Origin of the sequence: Pseudomonas sp. R4-35-07, assembly GCF_003852235.1 — a bacterium.
GTDB lineage: Bacteria > Pseudomonadota > Gammaproteobacteria > Pseudomonadales > Pseudomonadaceae > Aquipseudomonas.
The window spans coordinates 3,147,183-3,169,398 of record NZ_CP027732.1; the positions used below are offsets into that span (position 1 = coordinate 3,147,183).

The 22,216-nt window shown below is 62.7% G+C and carries 24 protein-coding genes and 1 tRNA gene; 9 read left to right on the forward strand and 16 right to left on the reverse strand.

What is annotated here, in order from left to right; all coding sequences use genetic code 11:
* Positions 1-4 precede the first annotated feature (4 nt).
* From C4J89_RS14355 to C4J89_RS14375, 4 genes are all read left to right on the forward strand, one after another.
* The gene (locus tag C4J89_RS14355; RefSeq protein ID WP_124414794.1) at positions 5-931 is read left to right on the forward strand and encodes a 4-hydroxyproline epimerase; all 927 of its coding nucleotides are present in this window, start codon (positions 5-7) and stop codon (positions 929-931) included.
* Between the two features lie 37 nt (positions 932-968).
* Positions 969-1,916, forward strand: a complete 948-nt coding sequence (locus C4J89_RS14360; RefSeq protein ID WP_124410012.1) for a dihydrodipicolinate synthase family protein — start codon at positions 969-971, stop codon at positions 1,914-1,916.
* Positions 1,917-2,062: 146 nt separating this feature from the next.
* Positions 2,063-3,634 carry an aldehyde dehydrogenase (NADP(+)) gene (locus tag C4J89_RS14370; RefSeq protein ID WP_124414796.1) on the forward strand — a complete coding sequence of 524 codons (1,572 nt, stop codon included), beginning with the start codon at positions 2,063-2,065 and terminating at the stop codon, positions 3,632-3,634.
* A 3-nt stretch (positions 3,635-3,637) separates the two neighbouring features.
* Positions 3,638-4,885 (forward strand): FAD-binding oxidoreductase, encoded by a 1,248-nt coding sequence (locus C4J89_RS14375; RefSeq protein ID WP_124414797.1) that lies wholly within the window; start codon positions 3,638-3,640, stop codon positions 4,883-4,885.
* Positions 4,886-4,917: 32 nt separating this feature from the next.
* On the opposite strand, the gene C4J89_RS14380 is transcribed toward C4J89_RS14375, so the two are convergent.
* The 3 genes from C4J89_RS14380 to C4J89_RS14390 all read right to left on the reverse strand — a co-directional run bounded on the left by C4J89_RS14380 (position 4,918) and on the right by C4J89_RS14390 (position 7,815).
* On the reverse strand, positions 4,918-5,826 hold the full coding sequence (locus C4J89_RS14380; RefSeq protein WP_124414798.1) for an ADP-ribosylglycohydrolase family protein: 909 nt from the start codon (positions 5,824-5,826) through the stop codon (positions 4,918-4,920).
* 33 nt (positions 5,827-5,859) lie between these two features.
* Positions 5,860-6,843, reverse strand: coding sequence for a GlxA family transcriptional regulator (locus tag C4J89_RS14385; protein WP_124365160.1), 984 nt, complete (start codon positions 6,841-6,843; stop codon positions 5,860-5,862).
* Between the two features lie 363 nt (positions 6,844-7,206).
* On the reverse strand, positions 7,207-7,815 hold the full coding sequence (locus C4J89_RS14390; protein ID WP_124370832.1) for a LysE family translocator: 609 nt from the start codon (positions 7,813-7,815) through the stop codon (positions 7,207-7,209).
* Positions 7,816-8,041: 226 nt separating this feature from the next.
* Between C4J89_RS14390 and C4J89_RS14395 the strand changes: the two genes are divergently transcribed.
* Positions 8,042-8,299, forward strand: a complete 258-nt coding sequence (locus C4J89_RS14395) for a hypothetical protein (protein WP_124363015.1) — start codon at positions 8,042-8,044, stop codon at positions 8,297-8,299.
* Positions 8,300-8,327: 28 nt separating this feature from the next.
* Here the strand turns inward: C4J89_RS14395 and C4J89_RS26930 are convergent, their stop codons facing one another.
* The 6 genes from C4J89_RS26930 to C4J89_RS14420 all read right to left on the reverse strand — a co-directional run bounded on the left by C4J89_RS26930 (position 8,328) and on the right by C4J89_RS14420 (position 13,551).
* The gene (locus tag C4J89_RS26930) at positions 8,328-8,495 is read right to left on the reverse strand and encodes a hypothetical protein (protein WP_164487597.1); all 168 of its coding nucleotides are present in this window, start codon (positions 8,493-8,495) and stop codon (positions 8,328-8,330) included.
* 310 nt (positions 8,496-8,805) lie between these two features.
* On the reverse strand, positions 8,806-9,003 hold the full coding sequence (locus C4J89_RS14400) for a hypothetical protein (protein WP_124414799.1): 198 nt from the start codon (positions 9,001-9,003) through the stop codon (positions 8,806-8,808).
* Positions 9,004-9,133: 130 nt separating this feature from the next.
* Positions 9,134-9,643 (reverse strand): G/U mismatch-specific DNA glycosylase, encoded by a 510-nt coding sequence (mug, locus tag C4J89_RS14405; protein WP_124414800.1) that lies wholly within the window; start codon positions 9,641-9,643, stop codon positions 9,134-9,136.
* A 45-nt stretch (positions 9,644-9,688) separates the two neighbouring features.
* Positions 9,689-10,810: an SMP-30/gluconolactonase/LRE family protein gene (locus C4J89_RS14410; protein ID WP_124414801.1), complete on the reverse strand. Its 1,122-nt coding sequence runs from the start codon at positions 10,808-10,810 to the stop codon at positions 9,689-9,691.
* A gap of 174 nt (positions 10,811-10,984) precedes the next feature.
* Positions 10,985-11,058 (reverse strand) — tRNA-Cys (locus tag C4J89_RS14415).
* A 213-nt stretch (positions 11,059-11,271) separates the two neighbouring features.
* Positions 11,272-13,551 carry an acylase gene (locus C4J89_RS14420; RefSeq protein ID WP_124414802.1) on the reverse strand — a complete coding sequence of 760 codons (2,280 nt, stop codon included), beginning with the start codon at positions 13,549-13,551 and terminating at the stop codon, positions 11,272-11,274.
* Positions 13,552-13,788: 237 nt separating this feature from the next.
* Here C4J89_RS14420 and C4J89_RS14425 point away from each other — a divergent pair, with 237 nt between their 5' ends.
* On the forward strand, positions 13,789-14,169 hold the full coding sequence (locus C4J89_RS14425) for a fe2+ zn2+ uptake regulation protein (RefSeq protein ID WP_124414803.1): 381 nt from the start codon (positions 13,789-13,791) through the stop codon (positions 14,167-14,169).
* 12 nt (positions 14,170-14,181) lie between these two features.
* Here the strand turns inward: C4J89_RS14425 and C4J89_RS14430 are convergent, their stop codons facing one another.
* The gene (locus C4J89_RS14430) at positions 14,182-14,376 is read right to left on the reverse strand and encodes a hypothetical protein (protein WP_124363023.1); all 195 of its coding nucleotides are present in this window, start codon (positions 14,374-14,376) and stop codon (positions 14,182-14,184) included.
* A 173-nt stretch (positions 14,377-14,549) separates the two neighbouring features.
* On the opposite strand from C4J89_RS14430, the gene C4J89_RS27200 reads away from it, so the two are divergent.
* Positions 14,550-14,684, forward strand: coding sequence for a hypothetical protein (locus tag C4J89_RS27200; RefSeq protein ID WP_256657411.1), 135 nt, complete (start codon positions 14,550-14,552; stop codon positions 14,682-14,684).
* Between the two features lie 48 nt (positions 14,685-14,732).
* Here the strand turns inward: C4J89_RS27200 and C4J89_RS14435 are convergent, their stop codons facing one another.
* From C4J89_RS14435 to C4J89_RS14455, 5 genes are read right to left on the reverse strand one after another with little or no spacing between them, the layout of a single operon-like run.
* Positions 14,733-15,503 (reverse strand): ABC transporter permease, encoded by a 771-nt coding sequence (locus C4J89_RS14435; RefSeq protein ID WP_124414804.1) that lies wholly within the window; start codon positions 15,501-15,503, stop codon positions 14,733-14,735.
* Positions 15,500-16,699 (reverse strand): ABC transporter substrate-binding protein, encoded by a 1,200-nt coding sequence (locus C4J89_RS14440; protein ID WP_124414805.1) that lies wholly within the window; start codon positions 16,697-16,699, stop codon positions 15,500-15,502. Before C4J89_RS14440 ends, C4J89_RS14435 begins: the two co-directional genes overlap by 4 nt.
* Positions 16,686-17,489, reverse strand: a complete 804-nt coding sequence (locus C4J89_RS14445; protein WP_124414806.1) for an ABC transporter ATP-binding protein — start codon at positions 17,487-17,489, stop codon at positions 16,686-16,688. The genes C4J89_RS14440 and C4J89_RS14445 overlap by 14 nt, the downstream gene beginning before the upstream one ends.
* Entirely contained in the window at positions 17,486-18,547 is a 1,062-nt protein-coding gene (locus tag C4J89_RS14450; protein WP_124414807.1) for an acyl-CoA dehydrogenase family protein, read from the reverse strand. Before C4J89_RS14450 ends, C4J89_RS14445 begins: the two co-directional genes overlap by 4 nt.
* A gap of 40 nt (positions 18,548-18,587) precedes the next feature.
* A complete protein-coding gene (locus C4J89_RS14455; RefSeq protein WP_124363028.1) occupies positions 18,588-19,148 on the reverse strand; it encodes a carboxymuconolactone decarboxylase family protein in 561 nt (186 codons plus the stop codon).
* Between the two features lie 102 nt (positions 19,149-19,250).
* Between C4J89_RS14455 and C4J89_RS14460 the strand changes: the two genes are divergently transcribed.
* Positions 19,251-20,153 (forward strand): AraC family transcriptional regulator, encoded by a 903-nt coding sequence (locus C4J89_RS14460; protein WP_124370847.1) that lies wholly within the window; start codon positions 19,251-19,253, stop codon positions 20,151-20,153.
* Here C4J89_RS14460 and C4J89_RS14465 read toward each other — a convergent pair.
* Positions 20,150-21,061 (reverse strand): LysR family transcriptional regulator, encoded by a 912-nt coding sequence (locus C4J89_RS14465; protein ID WP_124363030.1) that lies wholly within the window; start codon positions 21,059-21,061, stop codon positions 20,150-20,152. The genes C4J89_RS14460 and C4J89_RS14465 overlap by 4 nt on opposite strands.
* 113 nt (positions 21,062-21,174) lie before the next feature.
* On the opposite strand from C4J89_RS14465, the gene C4J89_RS14470 reads away from it, so the two are divergent.
* Complete coding sequence (locus C4J89_RS14470; RefSeq protein WP_124414808.1) at positions 21,175-22,170, forward strand: aldo/keto reductase; 996 nt, start codon at positions 21,175-21,177, stop codon at positions 22,168-22,170.
* Positions 22,171-22,216: the final 46 nt, after the last annotated feature.

A 22,216-nucleotide genomic window follows, 5' to 3' on the forward strand; every position in this document is an offset into this window, starting at 1 on the left:
TTGCATGAAACGCCTGCACGTCATCGACTCTCACACCGGCGGCGAACCTACGCGCCTGATCATGAACGGCTTCCCGGCGCTGGCGGGGGCCACTGTCGCCGATCAGCTCGACGACCTGCGCAGCCACCACGACCAATGGCGCCGCGCCTGTCTGCTGGAACCGCGCGGCAACGATGTGTTGGTGGGCGCACTGTATTGCGCGCCGGTCACCCCAGGCGCCACCTGCGGCGTGATCTTTTTCAACAACGCCGGCTACCTCGGCATGTGCGGCCACGGCACCATCGGCCTGATTGCCTCGTTGCACTACCTGGGGCTGATCGAGCCCGGCGTGCACACCCTCGACACCCCGGTTGGCCCGGTGGCGGCTACGCTGCACGACGACGGCACAGTGACCCTGCGCAACGTGCCCGCCTATCGCTATCGCCGGCACGTCGCGGTGGACGTGCCCGGCCATGGCGCGGTGATGGGTGACATTGCCTGGGGCGGCAACTGGTTCTTCCTGGTGTCCGACCACGGCCAGGCGTTGCAGATGAGCAACGTCGACGCCCTCACCGACTACACCTGGGCCATGCTCAAGGCCCTTGAGGCCCAAGGTATCCATGGCGCAGACGGCGCGCTGATCGACCACATCGAACTGTTCGCCGATGACGCCCATGCCGACAGCCGCAACTTTGTGATGTGCCCCGGCAAGGCCTACGACCGGTCCCCTTGCGGCACCGGCACCAGCGCCAAGCTCGCCTGCCTGGCCGCCGACGGCACACTCGGCCCCGGCGAGCCGTGGGTTCAGGCCAGCATCACCGGCAGCCAGTTCCAGGCCCGCTATGAATGGGACGGCGAACGCATACGCCCGTTCATCACCGGCCGCGCCCACATGACCGCCGACAGCACCTTGCTGATCGACGAGCAAGACCCTTTTGCCTGGGGCATCTGAGCCCCTTTTCCTACTCAAGTACCAAGGAGTCAGCACCATGAGCGACAACATCTTCACCGGCTGCATGCCCGCCCTGATGACGCCCTGCACCCCGGCGCGCACACCCGACTTCGATGCCCTGGTGGCCAAGGGTCGCGAGCTGGTCGATATCGGCATGAGCGCCGTGGTGTATTGCGGCTCCATGGGCGACTGGCCGCTGCTCACCGAAGCTGAGCGCCAGGAAGGCGTGGCGCGCCTGGTGGCCGCCGGCGTACCGACGATTGTGGGCACCGGCGCGGTCAACAGCCGCGAGGCCGTGGCCCACGCCGCGCATGCCGCCAAGGTCGGCGCGCATGGCTTGATGGTGATTCCGCGCGTGCTGTCCCGTGGCGCTTCCGCCACCGCGCAAAAGGCCCACTTCGCGGCGATCCTCAACGCAGCGCCGAACCTGCCGGCGGTGATCTACAACAGCCCGTATTACGGTTTCGCCACCCGCGCCGAGCTGTTCTTCGAACTGCGCCGCGAGCACCCGAACCTGATCGGCTTCAAGGAATTCGGCGGCGCTGCCGACCTGCGCTACGCAGCGGAAAACATCACCTCCCAAGACGATGACGTGACCCTGATGGTGGGCGTCGATACCCAGGTGGTGCACGGCTTCGTCAATTGCAACGCCACCGGCGCGATCACCGGCATCGGCAACGCATTGCCACGGGAAGTGCTGCAACTGGTGGCACTGAGCAAAAAGGCCGCCAAGGGCGATGCCAAGGCCCGTCGCCAGGCGCGGGAGCTGGAAGCGGCGCTGGCAGTGCTGTCGTCATTCGATGAAGGCTGCGACCTGGTGCTGTATTACAAGCACTTGATGGTCCTCAACGGTGACCAGGGCTATGCCCTGCACTTCAACGCAACCGACGTGCTCAGCGACGCGCAGCGCCGCTATGCCGAGCAGCAGTACGCGCTGTTCCGCCAGTGGTACGCCAACTGGTCGGCTGAGCAGAACGTCGATTGATCCTTGTGGCGCGGGAGCTTGCTCCCGCTGGCTGCATAGCAGCCTCCGGCCTTTATTGGGGGGCGCTGCGCACCCCAGCGCAAGCAAGCTTGCTCGCCACAAATGTCTCGCGCCTACTTACTCTTTGTGTTTTCCAGGATGATCCCATGACTCTGACGGGCAATATGCTGATCGGTCAGCAATCCCTTTGCGGCACGCGCGAAGCGATCCGGGCCGTTAACCCCGCCACCGACACGCCCCTGGAGCCCGCCTATGCCGGCGGCGACAGTCAGCATGTCGAGCAGGCTTGCGCGCTGGCGTGGTCCGCTGCTGACGCTTACCGCGAAACCTCCCTGGCCGCCCGTGCCACGTTTCTCGAGACCATCGCCGACAACATCGAAACCCTTGGCGATGCGCTGATCGACCGCGCCATTGCTGAAACCGGCCTGCCCCGTGCCCGAATCCAGGGCGAACGCGGCCGCACCTGCGGGCAGTTGCGCACCTTTGCCCGCACTGTGCGCCTGGGCGAATGGCTGGACGTGCGGGTGGACCCCGCGCAACCCGAGCGCCAGCCCTTGCCCCGTGCAGACCTGCGCCAACGCCACATTCCCCTGGGCCCGGTGGCGGTGTTTGGCGCCAGCAACTTTCCCCTGGCTTTCTCGGTGGCCGGCGGCGATACCGCGTCGGCACTCGCCGCCGGTTGCCCGGTGATCGTCAAGGCCCACCCGGCCCACCCTGGCACCAGTGAGCTGGTGGGCCGCGCCATCGCCCAGGCGGTGCAACACTGCGGCTTGCCACACGGGGTGTTTTCACTGCTCTACGACGCCGGGCATGAGGTGGGTACCGCGCTGGTGACCGACCCGCGTATCAAGGCGGTGGGCTTTACCGGTTCGCGCAGCGGCGGCATCGCGTTGTGCCGGGCGGCCCAGGCACGCCCCGAGCCGATCCCGGTGTATGCGGAAATGAGTTCGATCAACCCGGTGTACCTGTTTCCAGCTGCGCTGCAAGCCCGGGGCGCGGCGCTGGCCGAAGCGTTTGTCGCCTCACTGACCCAGGGCGCCGGCCAGTTCTGCACCAACCCAGGCTTGGTGATCGCCGTGCAGGGCGCCGCCCTGGAGCGCTTCATCCACAGCGCCAGCGACGCGCTCCAGCGCTGCCCGGCGCAGACCATGCTCACCCCCGGAATCTTCCAGGCCTACGAACGCGGCGTAGCCAGTCTGACCCAGCATGCGCGAACCGCCGCACAGGGCTTAGCGGCGAGCGGACCGAACCAGGGCCAGGCCCAGCTGTTCGTGACCCAGGCCGAGGCATTCCTGAGCAATCCACACTTGCAAGCCGAAGTCTTCGGCGCCGCCTCGCTGGTGGTGGAATGCCGCGATGCCGAGCAGGTGCGCCAAGTGTCTGAACGCCTGGAAGGCCAACTCACCGCCACCCTGCATCTGGATGAACCTGACCTGGCACAGGCACAGGCGTTGTTGCCGGTGCTGGAGCGCAAGGCCGGTCGCCTGCTGGTCAACGGCTGGCCGACAGGCGTGGAAGTGTGCGACGCCATGGTGCATGGCGGGCCGTTTCCGGCCACCTCGGATGCGCGCAGCACCTCGGTGGGTACGGCGGCGATCCTGCGGTTCCTGCGCCCGGTGTGCTACCAGGACTTTCCGGACGCTTTGCTGCCCGCCGCACTGCAGCAGGGCAACCCGTTGCAGTTGCGCCGCTTGCTCGACGGCCAGAGAGAGGCGTAGGCGATGGCCACGCCCAACTCAGCGGATATCGTCGTGGTCGGCGCCGGCATCATCGGCCTCGCCTGTGCCGTGCAACTGGCACGACAAGGGCGCCAGGTGCGGATGATCGACGCGCAGGCGCCCGGGCTGGGCGCCTCCTATGGCAATGCCGGACACCTGGCGACCGAGCAGGTGTTTCCCATCGCCGACCTGTCAATCCTCAAACGGTTGCCGGCCATGCTGCTGGACCCCACGGGCCCGCTACGTCTGGACTGGACCTACCTGCCCCGCGCCCTGCCCTGGTTTATCCGCTTGCTGCTGAACCTGCGACCGGCCCCCTACCAGCGCAGCGTGGCCGGCATTCGTGCATTGAATGAAGCCAGCCTCGGCGCGTGGCAGCGCTTGTTGCAGTCCATCGGGCAACCTCAGTTATTACGCGAAGACGGTTCGCTGCTGGTGTATGAGCGCGCCGAATCTCGCGCAGCACTGGATGCCTTGCAGCAACGCATGATGGCGCAAGGCGTGCCGGTGGCGTTCTGGTCGGCTGAAGCGGTGCACGCGGCGGCGCCGCAGTTGAGCGAGGCCATACGGGGCGGCTTGTTTTTCCCCGCTACGGGGCATTTTCTCGACCCGTACACGGTGGTTGGCGCCCTGGTGGATGCGGCCAAAGCCCTGGGCGTGGACTTCCTGCAGCAGCGCGTCCTCGACGCCCGCGTGGACGGCAGCGGCGTGTCACTGTTCACCGACCAAGGCGCAGTCACGGCGCGCCAGGTCCTGATCGCCTGCGGCGCCCACTCGGCGGCGCTGACCGCCGCACTCACCGGCAAACGCGTGCCGCTGGACACCGAGCGCGGCTATCACCTGATGCTGCCCCACGAACACGCGCGCCTGCCCTTCGCCGTCACCTCGCTGGAGCGCAAATTCATCATGACCCCCCTGCCCGGCGGCCTGCGCCTGGCCGGCACCGTCGAATTCGCCGGCCTGCAACGCCCGGCGAACATGCAGCGGGCGTGGCAGTTGCATCGCTTGGCCAACGGGCTGTTCCGCCAGCCGTTGAATGCTGACGAAGCCACGCCATGGATGGGTTTCCGGCCGTCGCTGCCCGACTCATTGCCGATCATTGATCGGGTGTGCGATGGCAAGGTGTTGCTGGCGTTCGGTCATCAGCATTTGGGGTTGACCCAGGCGGCTGTGACGGCGGAAAGAATCAGTGAGCTGGCAAGCGGTGAGGCGGTGCCTGGGTTGCAAGCGTATCGACTGGACCGGTTCTGATAACCCGAGTCGATTCTGTGGTTCTAAAGCGATCAATGTGGAAAGGCAGCAAACAAGCCATCGGCGATCTCTTGAATATCGTCGCGCAGGTAGAGCTTTTCCAGCCAGCCGCTCGGGATAGCCTGGACGCCATAATACGCACCGGCCAGCTGCCCCACGATGGCGGCGGTAGTATCGGCGTCGTCACCCAGGTTTGCAGCTGCGAGCACCGCTTCGGCGAAACTCGCGGTGTGGTCGAAACACCAGAAAGCCGCTTCTAGCGAGGCGACTGCGTAACCGGACCCTACGATGTCTGCCTTTGCCTTATCGCGATAATCACCCCGGGCGATTCCCATGACCTTGGGCGCAGTCAATCCGGTGGCTGCGAGACGCAACACCTCGTTCTTCGACACACCGCTCAAGGCATTGCCGATGGCCTCAGCGAGCAACAGACAGCAGTCTATCGCCTCCTGGGCAGCGTGAGTGGTACGCGAACTGAGCGCGCTGAATCGGCGGATGTTCGCACGGTCCGGAAAGTAAAACAGCACCACGGGGGCGAGCCGCATCATCGAACCATTGCCGGCCGAATGCGGGTTCGTAGACCCTGCGAACGCCTCGCCATCGGTCTCAAATAACGCCAGCGCTTCGCGAACGGTCATGCCGATGTCGAAGCATTCACCAGTCGCGCTCAAGTAGCCCCACTTCCACCAATTCAGATAACGCCCCATCTGATCCGCCGCGTCAAAACCGCCCTTGCGCAGCAAGCTTTCCGCCAGGCAAAGCGCCATGGAGGTGTCGTCAGTCCACTGGCCGGGCTGGAGGTTGAAAGGTCCGCCGCCCACCATATCGGTGACGGGCGAAAAGGTACCGCGAGGCATGAACTCAACCGTGGTGCCCACTGCGTCGCCACAGGCCAATCCAAGCAAGCTGCCGCGATAACGATCCAAAAGCGTGATGTCCATGACACTCCTTGAGAGAACCTTGCAACGCCCATGCTACTTGACCAGCCGCTTCTCCTTGGAGGGGCGATATCCGAAATACGCGCTGTAACACTTGCTGAAATGACTCGGCGACACGAACCCGCACGCCACGAGTACGTCGACTTGCGACAGCTCGGTGTGCTGCAACAGGCGCCGCGCTTCGGTGACGCGCAATTCCATGTAATAGCGTTGCGGCGTGGTGCCCAGTTGCTCCTTGAACAGGCGCTCCAGCTGGCGGCGCGAGCGGCCGGCGTATACGGCGAGCTGGTCGAGTTCCAGGGGTTCTTCGAGGTTGGCGTCCATCAACTTGACCACTTCGCGCAGCGGTGCGCTGACGCAGACGTTTTCGGTCGGTTTGATACGCCGGTAGCGCGACTCCTCGAAGGCGAGGATGTCTTCGATGCCTTCGACCAGCGCCTTGCCGTGCAGGCTCTTGATCCAGTCCAGGGCCATATGGAAGGCGCCCGACGGGCTGGAAGCGGTCAGGCGGTCGCGGTCGATCACATAGGGCTCGCTGGTCACCTGCGCGGCCTTGGACACCTCCGCCAGCGCAGGGCGATGCTCCGGGTGGATGGCGCAGCGGTAGCCCTGCAACAACCCGGCGCGGCCGAGGAACCACGAGCCGTTCCACAAACCGGCAAGCCCGATGCCGTGTTCGGCGGCGGCGCGCAGGATGTGAATGAAGTCTTCACTGGCCTTGAGTTCGGTGCGAAATCCACCACAGATCACCAGCAGGTCCAACTCCGCCAGCACGGCCAGTTCCAGGCGCGCATCGGGGCGGATGACCAGCCCAAGGTCGCTGATGACCTCACGCTCGTCCCAACCGAACGTGCGCGTCGCGAACAGCTCGGGGCGCAGCAGGTTGGCGGTGACTAGGGTGTCGAGGGTTTGGGTGAAGGCAGGCAAGGAGAAGTGTTCGAGCAACAAAAAGCCGATGCGGGTGACCGCAGCCGGCTGCCGGGGGTTGTCATTGAGGTAGCGCAGGTTCTTGCCCTTCATGCCACCGCTGAACTGGCGTCTTTCCATCGAGGGTTGGCCCACTCTTCTTGTTGATGCAATGGGCGCTATCTTAGGGGCAAATGGGGTACCTGTCTCAATCCATGCCGCTGATCTTTAAAAACCGTGGGGCTTTTAACCCCCCCGGTTCAGCGGCTGCGGCGCAATCTGATACGGTTTTTTGCGCGCCATCTGCGTCTGTATCGAAAACCGCCCGAAGCGGACAATGGCGCTACCCCGACATTCCTGTCGCCCCCTTCCCTTCGGAGGCCTTATGACCAAGATGGCTATTTTCCTGTTCGGTTTTCTGGTGCTGACCATCGGCATCGGCTTGCTGGCAACCATCTCGCCGGTTTGACGGGCCTGTCACCCGGCAACGAGCATCGGATACAACGACAGCACCAACAGACCCGCCATCGTCCAGTTGAACACCTTCAACCAGCGCGGTTCGCGCAATACGCTGCGCAAGCCGCTGCCGCAGCCGACCCACACGCACACACTGGGCAAGTTGACCACGGCAAACACCAGCGCGATCACCAGCACATTGGTCACATACCCCTCGGCCGGCGTGTAGGTGGTGATCGCGCCCAGCGCCATGATCCACGCCTTCGGGTTGACCCACTGGAAAGCCGCCGCGCCGAGAAAAGTCATCGGTTTGCCCTGTTCGTCGGTGCTGTCCGCCATGCCGCCAGCGTTGGCGATCTTCCAGGCCAGGTACAGCAGATAAGCAGCACCGACATAGCGCAACAGCGTGTACGCCCAGGGGAACAGCTTGAACACTTCGCCCAGGCCCAACCCCACGCAAATCACCAGCACCATGAAGCCAATACTGATACCCAGTGCATGAGGCATCGAACGCCGAAAGCCGAAATTCACGCCAGAGGCCAGCAACATAGTGTTATTGGGGCCCGGCGTGATCGAGGAGACGAAGGCGAACAGCACAAAGGCTGACAGAAGGCTGGTGGACATGAACATGGCGCGGCATCCAAGCGGGGTTGATGTCCTGCGACAGTAGAGGGTTGCGCAGTTTATCGCCCCATACAGCTGGTGTTGGATCGAGGAATACACTTTGATGACATGGGTTTCACAAAGCTTTCACAGACGCAGGCCTAAGGTTATCCCAGCTCCTACATGAACACCTTTTAGCCCGCTCCCCCATCGCGGGCTTTTCTTTGCCTGTGATTTTTCCCGGATAAACAGGGTGAACGCTGTGATAGACGATCTTGGCGGTCCCAGAACCGCACAACAAGCACTGTTCTACGACCTTGAAGATGCCAGCGCCGTAATCGGCTGGTCGGTGGTTGAACTGGCGGCCCTGGCGGCCAGCGGCAAGACGGGCGATCAAGCGGCGCTGCTGACCAAAGTGTGCACACTGCTGGCCGTCCAGCAGAAACGTCTTGAGGCCTATGCACATGAAGTCAAAGAGCAGCGAATCAATCGATCTGAAGCGGCTGGCTGAGACCAGCCGCATCGCTGCATAGGACTGATCAGCGGTGTTGCGTCAAATGCTGACCGCCATCAGGATGTTGTTTTTTTACACGCTTTCGCGCCCTGAGTTCGTATTGATGATGAAAGAACCAGGCCACCAAGAGTAGGCCTGTCACACCGAAAACCAGGATCAACAGCTCTAATGCAGTACCTTCGTGTGAAAACATTTTTCGTTCCTCGTCCTGAAGCCGTGTGACTGGAAAACAGTCGCACCGAAATTGTTTGTAACAATACAAACAATTCCAGGGTAGTCGGCCAAGACGCTGATGACAACCCTGACCGGGCTATAACCCTCGGTCTAGACGCGTCACCCGTCGAAAAACCACTCAAGAACCCTGTGGCGAGGGAGCTTGCTCCCGCTGGACTGCGCAGCAGTCCCCTTCCAGCCCCCCGCCCGAGCCGAGCAAGCCCTCCCGTACGCACCACGAGCGCAAAAAAACCCGGCACCAGGCCGGGTTCGGAAAATTGAATCAACCACTAGTTATCCGGATGTTCACTCGCCACCGAATCGGCCGCATCCACATCGGACATATCCTCCTCCAGAGGCGCCTCGTCGTCCGGCGGCAACGGAATGCCATCTTCGTCGCGCTTGGGATCGTGCCCGGTTTCGTTGTCCGTGCCGCGAGTCACTGCCTGCTGGGAAAGGTTTCCTGGGGCATTTTCATTGATGTGCATGCTGGCTCTCCGTTCAAAAACGCTCGGGATATCCGCGCTTAATATTCAGAGACAGCATGGCAGGCAGAGTGCCGGCTGTTAGACGAATGGTGGTCGGCTCAGCATTCCCGGAGTCGGCGCAAACACGTCCTTAGTTGCATGCGACCTGCCTGAGCTGCCGGTAGGCAACCACCAGCTGCTCCAGGCTGAACGCCAAGTTTCGCCCACTGGGATTGGGCAAGACCCACACGGCGGCATTGCCGAACGTCCTGCTCTGCAGCCCCCACTCCACGTGGCGCTGCCCGGATAACGCCGCATACGCCGCCTTGCCGAGAAACGCCACATAGCGCGGTGCATAACGAGCGATCTTCTGTTCGAAAGCCGCTGCCGCTGCGATGAACTCCTGCCTGGACAATTGATCGGCCCGCGCCGTCGGCCGTTCGACCACGGCGGTCAGCCCGCACTGGTACTGAAGCAGCGTGCGATCACTTTGCGCAGGCACTTGCCCAGGGGTAAACCCGGCCAGATGCAGCGTGCGCCAGAAGCGATTGCCTCGGCCCGCAAAGTGATGCCCTTGGGCGGCAGCGGTCATGCCGGGGTTGATTCCGCAAAACACCACCGCCAACTGCTCGGCCAATATGTCTTCCAGGCCTTCATTCACCGCAGATTACCCTTATTCGGAGCTATCGCCAGACGACCATCGAGTTTACAGCGTAAACGTAGCCCCACGCGTATTCACAAACAGCGAATAGATCGAGTGACTACTGGCCATGAACAGCCGATTCCCTTCACGTCCCCCAAAGCACACATTCGGGCAGCGCTCTGGCAGCGAAATGTGCCCGATGGCCTTGCCCTGCGGATTGAACACGCGCACGCCATCGAGCTTTTCCAGGTCGGCCTTAGGATCCCCATTGCCGCCCCACCCACACCACAGGTTGCCGGCTTCGTCGCATTTGATGCCGTCGATCGCGGCATAGTCCAACCCCTCGATGTGCTTGCGGCGTTCGCCCAGCGTGCCGTCGTCCTTCACGGCAATCGCCCAGATCAGGCGATTGGGCTTGGCGCGACCTTCGACGACGTACAGGGTTTTTTCATCGGGAGAAAAGCACAGGCCGTTGGGGCCGTTGAGGTCATCGATTACCCGCGTGACTGCTTGGCTCTCGCCATCGATGCGGTACACAGCGTGGGGCTGGGTCGGGGTGATTTTGTGCCCTTCGTAGTTGTTGCCGGTCTGGAATGGCGGGTCAGTGAACCAGATCGATCCATCACTCTTGCAGACGATGTCGTTGGGCGAATTGAAGCGCTTGCCGTCGAAGCTGTCGGCCAGCACGGTGATCGTGCCATTGTATTCGGTGCGCGTGATGCGGCGGCCTTCGCTGGTGGTGGTCGAGCCTTCGCAGACGATCAGACGCCCCTGGCGATCCCGGCACATGCCATTGGAGAAATTCGAATGTTCGCGGTACACAGTGAAGGTGTCGCTGATTTCGTCCCAGCGCATGATGCGATTATTCGGAATGTCGCTGACCAACAAATAGCGGCCATCACCGACCCACACCGGCCCTTCGGCCCAGCGCATACCGGTGGCGAGCTTTTCAACGCTGGCGTTGAATACGCGTAGCTCGAGAAAACTGTCGTCGAGGATGTGGACCAGGGGATCAGGGTAACGCTGGCTCAAGGGTTCGGCTGCCTCGGAGAATCGGCTCAGTGAGGTGCCGCCGACGGTGGCGAGCGTAGCGGAAACAGCGAGGGATTTTTTCAGGAAGCTGCGGCGGGTATTGCCCTTCGCGGGGTCGAGGCTTTGAGGCTTGGCGGACAGGGATGAGTCCATGTAGCGGTCTCCGTGATTTTATTTTTGTTGGGGAGGCGTAGTAATACCGCGTGGTAGGACATCGTACAAGCGGTTGTTGCGGGGGCATGACGCATGAGGTTCTGAAGGCCGGGCGAGACCAAACCACAGGCAATAAAAAACCCCGTAGACGTTAATCTACGGGGTTTCTAAGAGTGGAGGCCGAGGTCGGAATCGAACCGGCGTAGGCGGATTTGCAATCCGCTGCATAACCATTTTGCTACTCGGCCTCAAACGATCAATACCTGTGTTGCCGGCATTCATCGCATACAAACTTGAGTGGGCTCTGTGAAGCGCGCCTCTACTCTAACTCATTGAATACATTGAAGTTTTTAATGCTTCATTGCGTTCGATGGGCGCCATTATGTACTCATTTGCTTTTGGCTGCAACCCCTTGATTTCAAAAATATTTCGCATTGGCATCAAGGGGTTGCGTGCCTGCCCTACTCCTGGATGCGTTGCTCCTGGTACTGCGGGTCGGCTTTGATTTGGGCGTCGGTGAATGGCAGTGGGCGCAGGTTTTTCGCGGAGAAAGCCTGGGTCTGGTCCTTGGAATAGTTTGAGTCAGGATTGCTGGACTCGGAGAACGCCAGTACGCCTACCGCCTGGGGCCCTTTGTCGTCGAAGGTGACGATTTGCAAATAGCTGGTGCCGCTGACGACTTCGCGTTTGCCGTCGGCGCGGGGCACGGTTTGCATGGCGTTGTAGATGCCCAGTTCTTGCGGGCCGCCGTGGATGGGGGTTTGGCCGAAGACTTGGATGTCACCCCAACGGCTCAGGCCGAGTTTGTCGACAGCGGTGCTTGAGGCCAGCATGGCTTCGCGCAGGGCTTTGGCCACGGGTGCGCGGTCGATGGCCAGGCCGCTGGGGGTGGTCAGCGGGTGGGCCGGGTCGAAGGCGACGCGCCAGGCATCGGGTATTTGCTGCAGGTGTTCCACCAGGTTGATGAAGTGCACCAGGCCCAGGCCGCTGTCGAGGTTGGCGCGTTGGTCCCAGGTTTTCAGGCTGGTGCACAGCGGCTGCAGCGCGGCAGCATCGTTGCCCAGGTGTTTGGCGCAGAACTGCAGCAGGTCGGGCATGACTTGCCCGGCGAGGTACACCTCGTTGTCCATGACCATGTTTTGCAGGGCGCTGACGGTGATGGGTTGTTTCTCCAGGGATTGCAGGCGTTGCAGGGCGAATCGGGCGCGGGGGCCGAGGCCGATGTGGTCCTGGCTGATTACCGGGGAGAAGCCGGTAAGCGGCGCCTTGGGGTTGGCCATCCACGCGGAGTCGTTGGAATGCTGCACATAGTCCGTGCGTTGCAGTTGCGGCAATTGGGCGGCGGCGAAGATGCCGGCTTGGGCGGCCCGTGGGTCGATGTCCCAGGCGCAGGCGCTGCGGCTGCCGTCGAGCATGATCATTTGCAGGCCGGCGCGGGGGTCGCTGCATTGCGCCAGTTTGGCGGCGCTGACGTTGGGCACCACCGACAGGTTCATGTACAGGCTCTGGCCCTGATCATCGGCGGCCAGGGTGTTGACCCAGGGGATGCCTTGCAGGCTGTGCACCGAGGTTTGCAACTCCGCGAGGCTGCCGGCGCGGTTCATGGCGTACCACTGTTGCAGCACGCGGTCGTTGCCGAGGTTGGCGTCGCGCAGGCTGAAGGCGTAATGGTTGTCCCAATCCAGCTTGCCGGGCCATTGCACCACCGGGCCAAACTGCGAACTGTAGACCGTATGGGTGACGTCCTTGACGCTGCCATCGGCCTGCTTGACCTGCAGCGTCAGCGTGGTTTTATCCAGGGGCACGGACTTGCCATCGAGCAGGTAACGGGTGGCGTCCTTGGGGTCGAGCGTCAGGCGATACAGGGTGAAATGCTTGGAGGTGTCCACCGTATGCGTCCAGGCCACGTGCTGGTTGAAGCCGATGTTCACCACCGGCAACCCAGGCAGCGCCGCGCCCATCACATCCAGTTGGCCGGGGATCGTCAGGTGCATCTCGTAAAAACGCATGCCGCCCACCCACGGGAAGTGCGGGTTGGCCAGCAACATGCCACGCCCATTGAAGGAGCGATCGCGGCCCACCGCGACGGCGTTGCTGCCTCGGTCAAGGGTGAAGCGCTGTTGATTGGCCGCAGCCAGTTCGAATGCCTTGGCATCGGGGTGCACGGCGGCACTGGCCTGGGGTGGCGTCGCGCCCACCAACGCTTCGGCGAATTGGCCGACACCGCCTTCTACCAGCAGCCTACGGGTCAACTTGATCAGGTCTTCCTTGACCAGCGGACGCACCCACGCCGCCTGACACTGCGCCGGCGCGCCCTGCTCTTTCAGATAACGGTTGTAGCCGGCCACATAGCCTTCGATACGCTGGCGTATCTGCGGCGTTTGCGCCTTCCAGAACGCCTCCACCGCGTCCGGTGTGTTGAGCCAGGTAAAGAACACATCACTGGCCAGGTTGTTGCGTTCCTCCAGGGTTGCCTGCTCGGGGCCGAAGAACCGGGCGCGCTGGCCGTTCACCGTGATCACTTCATTGGCCAGCAGGCACAGGTTGTCCTGGGCATACGCATAGCCAATGCCGAAACCCAGGCCGCGCTCATCATTGGCGCGGATATGCGGCACGCCGTAGGTGGTACGCCGAATCTCTGTGGACGCCTGCGCCACTGACTCCCGCGCCGATGCCGCCAGGCTCATTCCCAGCAACAGCCCTGCCACGCATACCCTGGACAACCCGTTGAAAATAATCACGCCGACTCCACAGTCAAATTGAACACCCTCGGTAGGGACAACTCCCCCACCGTAAGGACGCAGCCAACCGAAAATAATTTAATGGCGTGGGCGGTTTATTCCAGGCGCTCGCTCTGTGACAAACCCGATACCGACAAAATTTCTACATCCTGCACTTCATGATTTTGCGCGTTCGTTCGTCTTATTGAATAAGAGCACCATCATTTTCCTGATCAGGCTCTGATAAGGAGTTTTTGCATGTACAACCCGCAAGTGCCCACGGATGGACATTCATCGACCGCCGAGGCCAATGTCGGCAGCACCCCCCTAGGGTTCGGCAAAACGCCCGAACAGCAGGGCAACCAGCGTATTCGCCATTTGCTCAAGTGCTTCGGTCTGCGCACCAGCCTGATCCGGCTGAAGGTCATCGACGCCCTGCTCACCGCTGCCGGCAACCAGCGCACCCTCGGCGTGCGCGGCGTGCACAGCCATTTGCTGGAGCTGGGCATCCCGTTGTCGTTTCTCAGTGTGCGCGAGGTGCTCAAGCGCCTGTGCAGCGAGGGCGTGATCACCCTCAATGCCGACAAGAGCTACAGCCTCCACGAAGAGGCCGCCAAAGTGCTCGAGGGACGCGCCTGAATCGCGCGCGCATCAGAAGTGTGGCTTGACCTTGCGACGCATGATGCCGTTGATCACGACCACCACCACGGCAATCGCAATGGCCAGGTACTGGAAGGTTTTTTCGCTGATAGCGCCAATGTTCTGCAGGTAGGACAGGCCGAACATCGAGGCCAGCACGGCCAGGGCAATCAGAATCGAGTATTTCAAGCGTTGTTTCTGGGTCATGACGAGTTCCTGAACCTTAAAGAATGTATCCAGTGTGTATCGCCGCAGATGCCAAGCACATACCCGAAAACGGGGATGGACGCTGGGCGGCAAGGTCTCATGTTACAGGCGATGAAAAGCTTTGGCTCGTTCCGCGCCCGATTGACCTTGTGAGCCCCTGGAGGATTGCCCAAATGCTGCGTCGCATCACCCTGCTGATTCCCTTGCTGATCATGTTGACCCTGAGCGGCTGCTTCTTTTTTCCACGAGGTGGCGGCGGCTGGCATGACCATCGCTACGGCGGTGGCCCAGGCTACGAGCACCGCTGAATGAACGAGCGTCTCGCTGCCGGCGAGACGCTCACCCTGGAAAAACCGCTATCCGCCATGCACCCAGCGCTGATGCAGCCACCGCGCCAACGCGTCCAGCGCAAACCCCAGCAGCCCGATCAGCAACACCATCGCCATAAGTTCCGAATACGCCAGCCGGTCACGGGTATCGAGGATGTAATACCCAAGCCCCGCACTGACCCCAAGCATCTCGCACGGCACCAGCACAATCCACAGAATGCCGATGGCCAGGCGCACGCCCGTCAACACGTGCCCCACCACGCCCGGAATGACCACTCGGCGCAACGTCTCCCAGCGCGTCGCGCTCAAGCTCTTGCTCAATTGCAGCCAGCGCGGGTCGAGCTGGCGCACGCCCGCCGCCGTGTTGAGCATGATCGGCCACACGGCGGCGAACGCCAGCAGGAAATAGATCGGCTGGTCCCCTACCCCCATCAGCATCACCACGATCGGCATCCAGGACAGGGGCGAGATCATCCGCAAAAACTGGAAGGCCGGCGTGGTCGCCGCCTCCAGGTTGCGCGAACTGCCTACCAGCAGACCCAGCGGAACTCCAACCAGCAAGGCCAGGAACAGCCCGACGAAGATGCGCTTGAGGCTCACCGCGATGTGCACATACACCTCACCGCGTCCGAGCAATTCCCACAGGCTGCTGAACGTCGCCGCCAGGGAAAAGCGCGCCGACAGGCCGTCCGCCACGCCAAACAGGTTCACCCCCAGCCACCACAACACCAACAACCCGGCCAGGCCGCCGAACCCGAGCAACCAGCCCGGCCACGCGCCGGTTTTTCCGTTGTTCAAACGCCAATCTCCTCATGCCGCGCGTAACCCTCGGGCAAGCCGAAGGTCTGCATGCCGCCGACGGCCTCGATGGCGTTGCGCACAAAGCGGTCGTCCACCAGGTCCTTGGCAACGAACGCCGGGTCGAGGTCGGCGAGGAATCGCTTGTCGCCTTCGATCAAGGTGTCTTTGAGGCGGCGCACCAGCTCTTCGGTGTAGCTGGGGAACGGGTAAGGTTGGAAGTCGATGCGGTGCTCGTCCCAGTTGGCGTGCTGGATCGCGCCATCGGCCAGGTACCCGGCGCGATCGGCGGAGGCAGGCGCGAGCACCTTGCTCAACACCGGTTCGGCATGCGGCGTGTAGCGATTCGGGCCGTCCTTGGACAGTAGCTTCACCGCTTCCTCGCGATGGTCACGGGTCCAGACCTGGGCCTTGACGATGGCGTTCACCACTTTCTGCGACCATTCAGGGCGGTTGGTCAGGTCATGCTCATGCATGAACACCACGCAGCAGGCATGGTTGCGCCATATGTCGCCGGTAAAGCGCTGCACCCGGCCGACCTTGAGGTTCTCGGCCAGGGCGTTGAACGGCTCGGCGACGATGTAACCGTCGATGCGCTTGCTGGCCAATGCCGGCGGCATGTCCGACGGCGGCAACACGATCAGGTTGACTTCATTGGCGCCAATCGCACCGCCCGCCGCGCGTGCCACCGGCGTCAGCCCGTTATCGCGAAACAACTGCTGCACCACCACGTTATGAATCGAATACCAGAACGGAATCGCCACCGACTTGCCGCCCAGCTGCTTCACATCGGTGATGCCCGGCGCCACGGTCAGGCCCGAACCACCAACGTGGTTCCATGCCACCACTTTGGCCGGCACCTTGCTGCCGTAGCGCGCCCACACGGTCATGGGCGACAACAGGTGAATCACGTTGACCTGCCCCGAGATGAACGCTTCGATCACCTGGGCCCAGCTGCGCAGCAACACCGGGCGTTCAGCCTTGATGCCTTCGGCTTCGAACAGCCCATTATTGTGCGCGACCAACAGCGGCGTGGCGTCGGTGATCGGCAGGTAGCCGATGCGCACCGGCGCGTCGGGCTCACTGGCGGCGCGCGCCTGCAGGCTGCTCAGCAACGGCAAGGCGCCAGCGGCACTGAGCACCGCCGAGAGTTTGAGAAAGTCGCGACGCGAGTGGGTCAGGTCATCCAGACACATGGCTAAGCTCCAGCAGATCAAGGGGGTTGGGTTGAGGGCGGCTCGCCTGCCGCAGGGTTTTAAGAATGTCGATGCGCAATGCGCCAATGGCTTCGACCTGGTCCTCACGCGGTTGCGGCAAGTCGATTTGCCACTCGCCCAACGTGCGCGCGGGGCGGTTGCCCAGCAGCAGGATGCGGTCAGACAGCAGCAAGGCTTCGTCGATGTCGTGGGTGATCAGCACTGCCGCCGAGCCCTGTTCGCGATTGACCTTGAGCAGCAGGTGCTGCATGTCCGCGCGGATCACTTCGTCGAGGGCGCCGAAGGGCTCGTCCAGCAGCAACACCTGTGGCTGGCGGGCCAGGCAGCGGGCCAATGCGGTGCGCTGGGCCATGCCGCCGGACAGCTGCGCGGGAAATTGGTGGCGGGCGTGTTCCAGGCCGACAGCGGCGATCGCATGGTCCACACGCTGGCGGCGCTGTTCATTGCCCAGGTGCGGTTGCCGGGCGAAATCCAGGCCGAAGGCGACGTTCTTTTCCAGGTTCAGCCAAGGCAGCAGGCTCGGGTCCTGAAACGCCACCGCCACCCGTGGATGCGGGCCGTTCAAAGGCTCACCCAGCACGCGCACGCTGCCATCCTGGGGCGCCTGCAAACCGGCCAGCACACGTAACAGACTGGACTTGCCCACGCCGCTGGGGCCGAGGATTGACACCACTTCGCCGGGCTGCAACTGCAGGTCGAAGCCTTCCAACACCGGGCCACTGGCATACCCCAGGCAAACGCCCTGCGCCGTCAATACCGCGGGGCTCATAGGTTGGCCTGGCGGTGCAGCTCGGTGCGCAGTTGCACCAGGCTGGGCGTGACGATGGGCACAAATGCCGATTCACGCCAGCGCCGGGCAAAGCCGCTGCCGTGGGCGGTGAGGTAGGCCTTGCCGCCGCTGGCCTGCAATTCCAGCTGCACAGCGCTGGCGGCGGTTTCCGCCAGGGCGATGCGCAGCTTGAACAACGGCACCGGTTCAGCGGCGAACCGCCCAGCCAGCAGGCCGTTCTTGAGTTCGTTGACCAGGTGATCGAGGGTCACGCGCAGCGCTTCGAGTTCTTCGCGCAGCACGGTGCGCGAAGCGCCCAAATGATGAGCCACCTCCGCCAGGGAGCGGCGCGCCAGCCCGATCGACAGGCCGCATTGCAAACCCAGGAACGCCGGGCGCACGGCGGGCAGGAACTGGCGCGCGTCCTCATGCAATAACCAGTCGCGGCTCAGCTCCACGCCTTCCAGGCCGAGGGCGGCGGTATTGCTCGACTGCAGCCCGAGCAACTCCAGGTCACGAGAGCGCAGCAAGCCGGCCACTGAATCCGGAATCGCCAGGATAAACGGCGCGCCGCCAGCCGCGTGTTCAACGGCCGCAGCGGCGACGAAGCCGCTCTTGCGCAGGTTGGTCACCCAATGCAGGCGACCGTTGAGGGTCCAGCCGTGATCGTTGGGTTCGGCGCTGATCTGCAGCGTCTCGATGCCGGACAGGAACTTCATCGCATTCGACAGCCCGGTGGCACCGGCCAGCTTGCCGCTGAGCAAGTCCGGCAGCAATTGCTCGCGCAGCGGCGCGTTGGGGCTCTGCAGCAGGTATTCGATAAACGAGCGTTGGCCCCAGCAAACGAACGCGGCCGCCAGGGAATGGCTGGCAATATTGGCGATGGCCTCCACGGCCCCGGCCACGTCGCCGCCGAGGCCACCCAAGGCTTTGGGCACGCCAACGCGCAACACATTGGCCTCTGCCAGCCGTGGCAGCACTTCCTGTGGATCGCAACTGCCCACGTCCAGGGCCTGCGCTTGAACATCGAGCCAACGGCTCAAGATTGGGTCAAGCATGTACGTTTCTCCTTGTTCCTACAGATGGACCATCGCCGGTTCAGCTTGCCGGTTTTTCCCAACGGTATTGCGCCAGCTCCGGGTTCAGCGGCGTGCGCGCAAACACATTAGCGAAATTGCACAGCGTGGCCAGGCTGACGCCCAGAATCACTTCCAGCGCATGCCCGTCGCTGTAGCCGGCGGCGCGGAACGCGTCATAGCCTGCATCGCTGACATCACCGCGGGTGGCGATCACTTCGCGGGTGAACGCGGCGAGTGTCTCATAGCGCGCATTGGGCAACTCACCGCGCTGGCGCAGCGCGTCAATCACGTCTTCGGGCAGCTTGGCTTTGTTACGCGCGACGGCGGTGTGCCCGGCAACGCAAAAATCGCAACCATGCTGGGTGGCAGCGATCAGTTGCACCACTTCGCGGTCAGCCAGGCTCAGTTCCGACTTGGCATTCAGGCCGGAAACGGTGATATAGGTTTCCAACGCGGCCGGAGCATTGGCCAGCACGGCGAGCAGATTGGGAATGAACCCCGAGCCTTTCAGCGCGTTTTCCAGAAAGGGCCTGGCGGCTTGCGGCGCGGTTTCAAGGGTGAGCAGCGGTACGCGGGACATGGAGTGGTCTCCTCATGGGTGAATGACTCCAGTCTGTTGGTTATAAAAAAACCGCTCAATAGGCTAAAGTAGCGATTACTTGCTCTAGAGTCTTTTCATTAGATGAATTCGTCCAGCGCGCTCGTCGATTGGTTATTAGACAGCCTCGAACTCAACACTAGCCTGTTCCATGTCGGCCGCTATTGTGGCGACTGGCATGCGAGCACCCATGGGCTGGCCAGGGCGAGTTTTCATCTGATTGTGCAAGGCGAATGCTGGCTGCACATCCACGGCCAGCCGGCGCAGTACCTGAACAACGGCGATGCGGTATTCCTGCTGCGCGACCTGGAATATCGGCTGTCCGGCGCAGACACTGCGCAGGGCGCGCAGGAATGCCCGCGCCGCCCGATGCTGGCGCTCGACAACAACGCCACGGACGGTGTGGGCCTGGTCTGCGGCTTCTTTCATTTCCAGTCCGGGCTGTCGGCGATGATCGTCGACAACCTGCCCGCCTGGATTATCCTGCGCGCCGGCGACCCGTCGTTGACTGCCGCGCGCAATCTGTTCGAACTGATCCTGCAAGAGTGCGAGCGCCAGCCAGCGCCCTCCTCGGCCATGCTCGAACGGCTGTGCCATCTGTTGTTTTTGTATGTGCTGCGTCAACAAGTGCTGGATAACCGCGAATTGGGCGGGCTGGCGGCACTCGCTCGGCACCCGGCGTTTTCCAATTTGTTGGAACAGCTGATTGCACGCCCGGCCGAAAACTGGACGCTGGAGAGCATGGCCGCCTGCACCGGGCTGTCACGCTCGGCGTTTTTCAAGCGTTTCAATGAACTGTGCGGACAATCACCCGGCCAGGTGTTGTTGATGATGCGCATGCGCCACGCCTGCCAGTTGTTCAAGGCAGACCAGACCGTGGCGGATGCATCGCTGGCGGTGGGCTATCAATCGGTGGCAGCGTTTACCCGAGCCTTTCATAAAGTCACCGGGCAACAACCGGGCGCCTACCGCCGCGCGCAAAGCTAGCGCCGCAACCCATTGCCCGGCGCGGCGCACAGTTGCACCAGCCAGTCGACAAACACCCGAACCCGCTGAGACAGCTGACGATGTGGCGGGTACAGCGCGGTCAACGCCATGGTCGGCACCGCCAGCTGCGGCAATACCTCCATTAGCGTGCCCTCGGCCAGTTGCTTCATGGCGTGATAATGCGGCGCCTGGATCAGCCCGTAGCCGGCTTCGCAGGCGGCGAAATACCCATCGGAACTGTTCACGGCTACCACCTTCGCCAAGTTGATCGTGCGCAATTCGGCGCCGAGCTGGAACTCCAGGCCAAAGCGCTTGCCGCTCGCGCTGGAGACATACTCGATCATCTGGTGCCGCGCCAGCTCGTCCAGGCTGGCGGGCACGCCCATGCGCTGCAGATAGGCGGGGCTGGCCAGGGTCAACTGGTCCATCATCGCCAGCGGACGCGCCACCAGCGACTCGTCCAACGCCAGGCCACCGCGCAGCACGCAATCGACCCCTTCGCGGATCAAGTCCACCGGGCGATCATTGAGCCCGATGTCCAGCTCGATCTGCGGGTACAACGCGGTGAATGTCGGCAACGCCGGAATCACGATCAAACGGCCGATGCCCGACGGCATATCGATGCGCAAGGTGCCTCGCGGGTTTTGTCGGCGCGAGGAGAACACCGCCTCGGTTTCCTCCAGGTCCGTCAGCAACTGCACGCAACGCTGGTAGTACGCCGCGCCGTCGAGGGTCGGGCTGACCTGGCGCGTGGTACGTTGCAGCAGTTGCACGCCCAGGTGCGCCTCCAGTTGCTTGATCAGGATAGTCACTGAGGCACGCGGCAATTGCAGGCTGTCCGCAGCCTTGGCGAAACCGCCCAACTCCACAATCCGGGTGAAAACGCGCATGGCGTTGAAACGGTCCACCGTGCCCCCCTTGAGGATTGTTTAGATTTTATAAATAGTCATAGTGCTTTTAGCCGGTTTATCCAGGTTTTGTCGAGGATAACAATGGACGCCTTCATCCAAGGAGCTCCACCATGCGCACTCGTCAACTGGGTAAAAACGGCCCGCACGTCTCCGCCATCGGCCTCGGCTGCATGGGCATGAGCGATTTCTATAGCCCCGGCGTCGACACCACGCAAGCCGTCGCCACCCTGCACCGCGCCCTGGAACTGGGGGTCAACTTTCTCGATACCGCCGACATGTACGGCCCGCACACCAACGAACAATTGATCGGCAAGGCCATCGCCGGCAAGCGCGACCAGGTGTTCCTGGCCAGCAAATTCGGGATCCTGCGCGACCCGGCGAACCCGGCGCTGCGCGGCGTGAATGGGCGCCCCGAGTACGTTCGCGCGTCCATCGACGGCACGCTGCAGCGCCTGGGCATTGAAACCCTGGACCTGTACTACCAGCACCGCATCGATCCGCAGGTGGCCATTGAAGAAACCGTCGGCGCCATGGCCGAGCTGGTGCAACAGGGCAAGGTGCGCTACCTGGGCCTGAGCGAAGCGTCAGCCGCCACCCTGGAACGGGCGCATAAGGTCCACCCCATCAGCGCCCTGCAAAGCGAATATTCACTGTGGAGCCGCGACCAGGAGCACAACGGCTGCCTCGCCGCCTGCCAACGCCTGGGCATCGCCTTCGTGCCTTACAGCCCGCTGGGCCGGGGCTTTCTGACCGGCGCGCTGAAAAGCCCGGAAGATTTCGGCGCTGACGACTACCGCCGCTTCAACCCGCGTTTCCAGGGCGAGAACTTTGCCAAAAACCTGCAACTGGTCAAACAGGTGCAGGCGCTGGCGGCGGACAAGGGCATCACGGCGGGCCAACTGGCGCTGGCCTGGGTATTGGCGCAGGGCGACTACGTTGTACCGATCCCAGGCACCAAGCAGCGCAAATACCTGGAAGAGAACGTGGCGGCCGTGTCGATCAGCCTGACCGCGACTGAAATGGCAGCACTGGCAGCGATCTTCCCGGCGCACGCAACAGCCGGCATGCGTTACCCCGAGGACGTGATGGCCATGCTCCAGATCTGACCTGGCGGCGCCGCTCGACGGCGCTGGCACTTTCTTGCACACACCT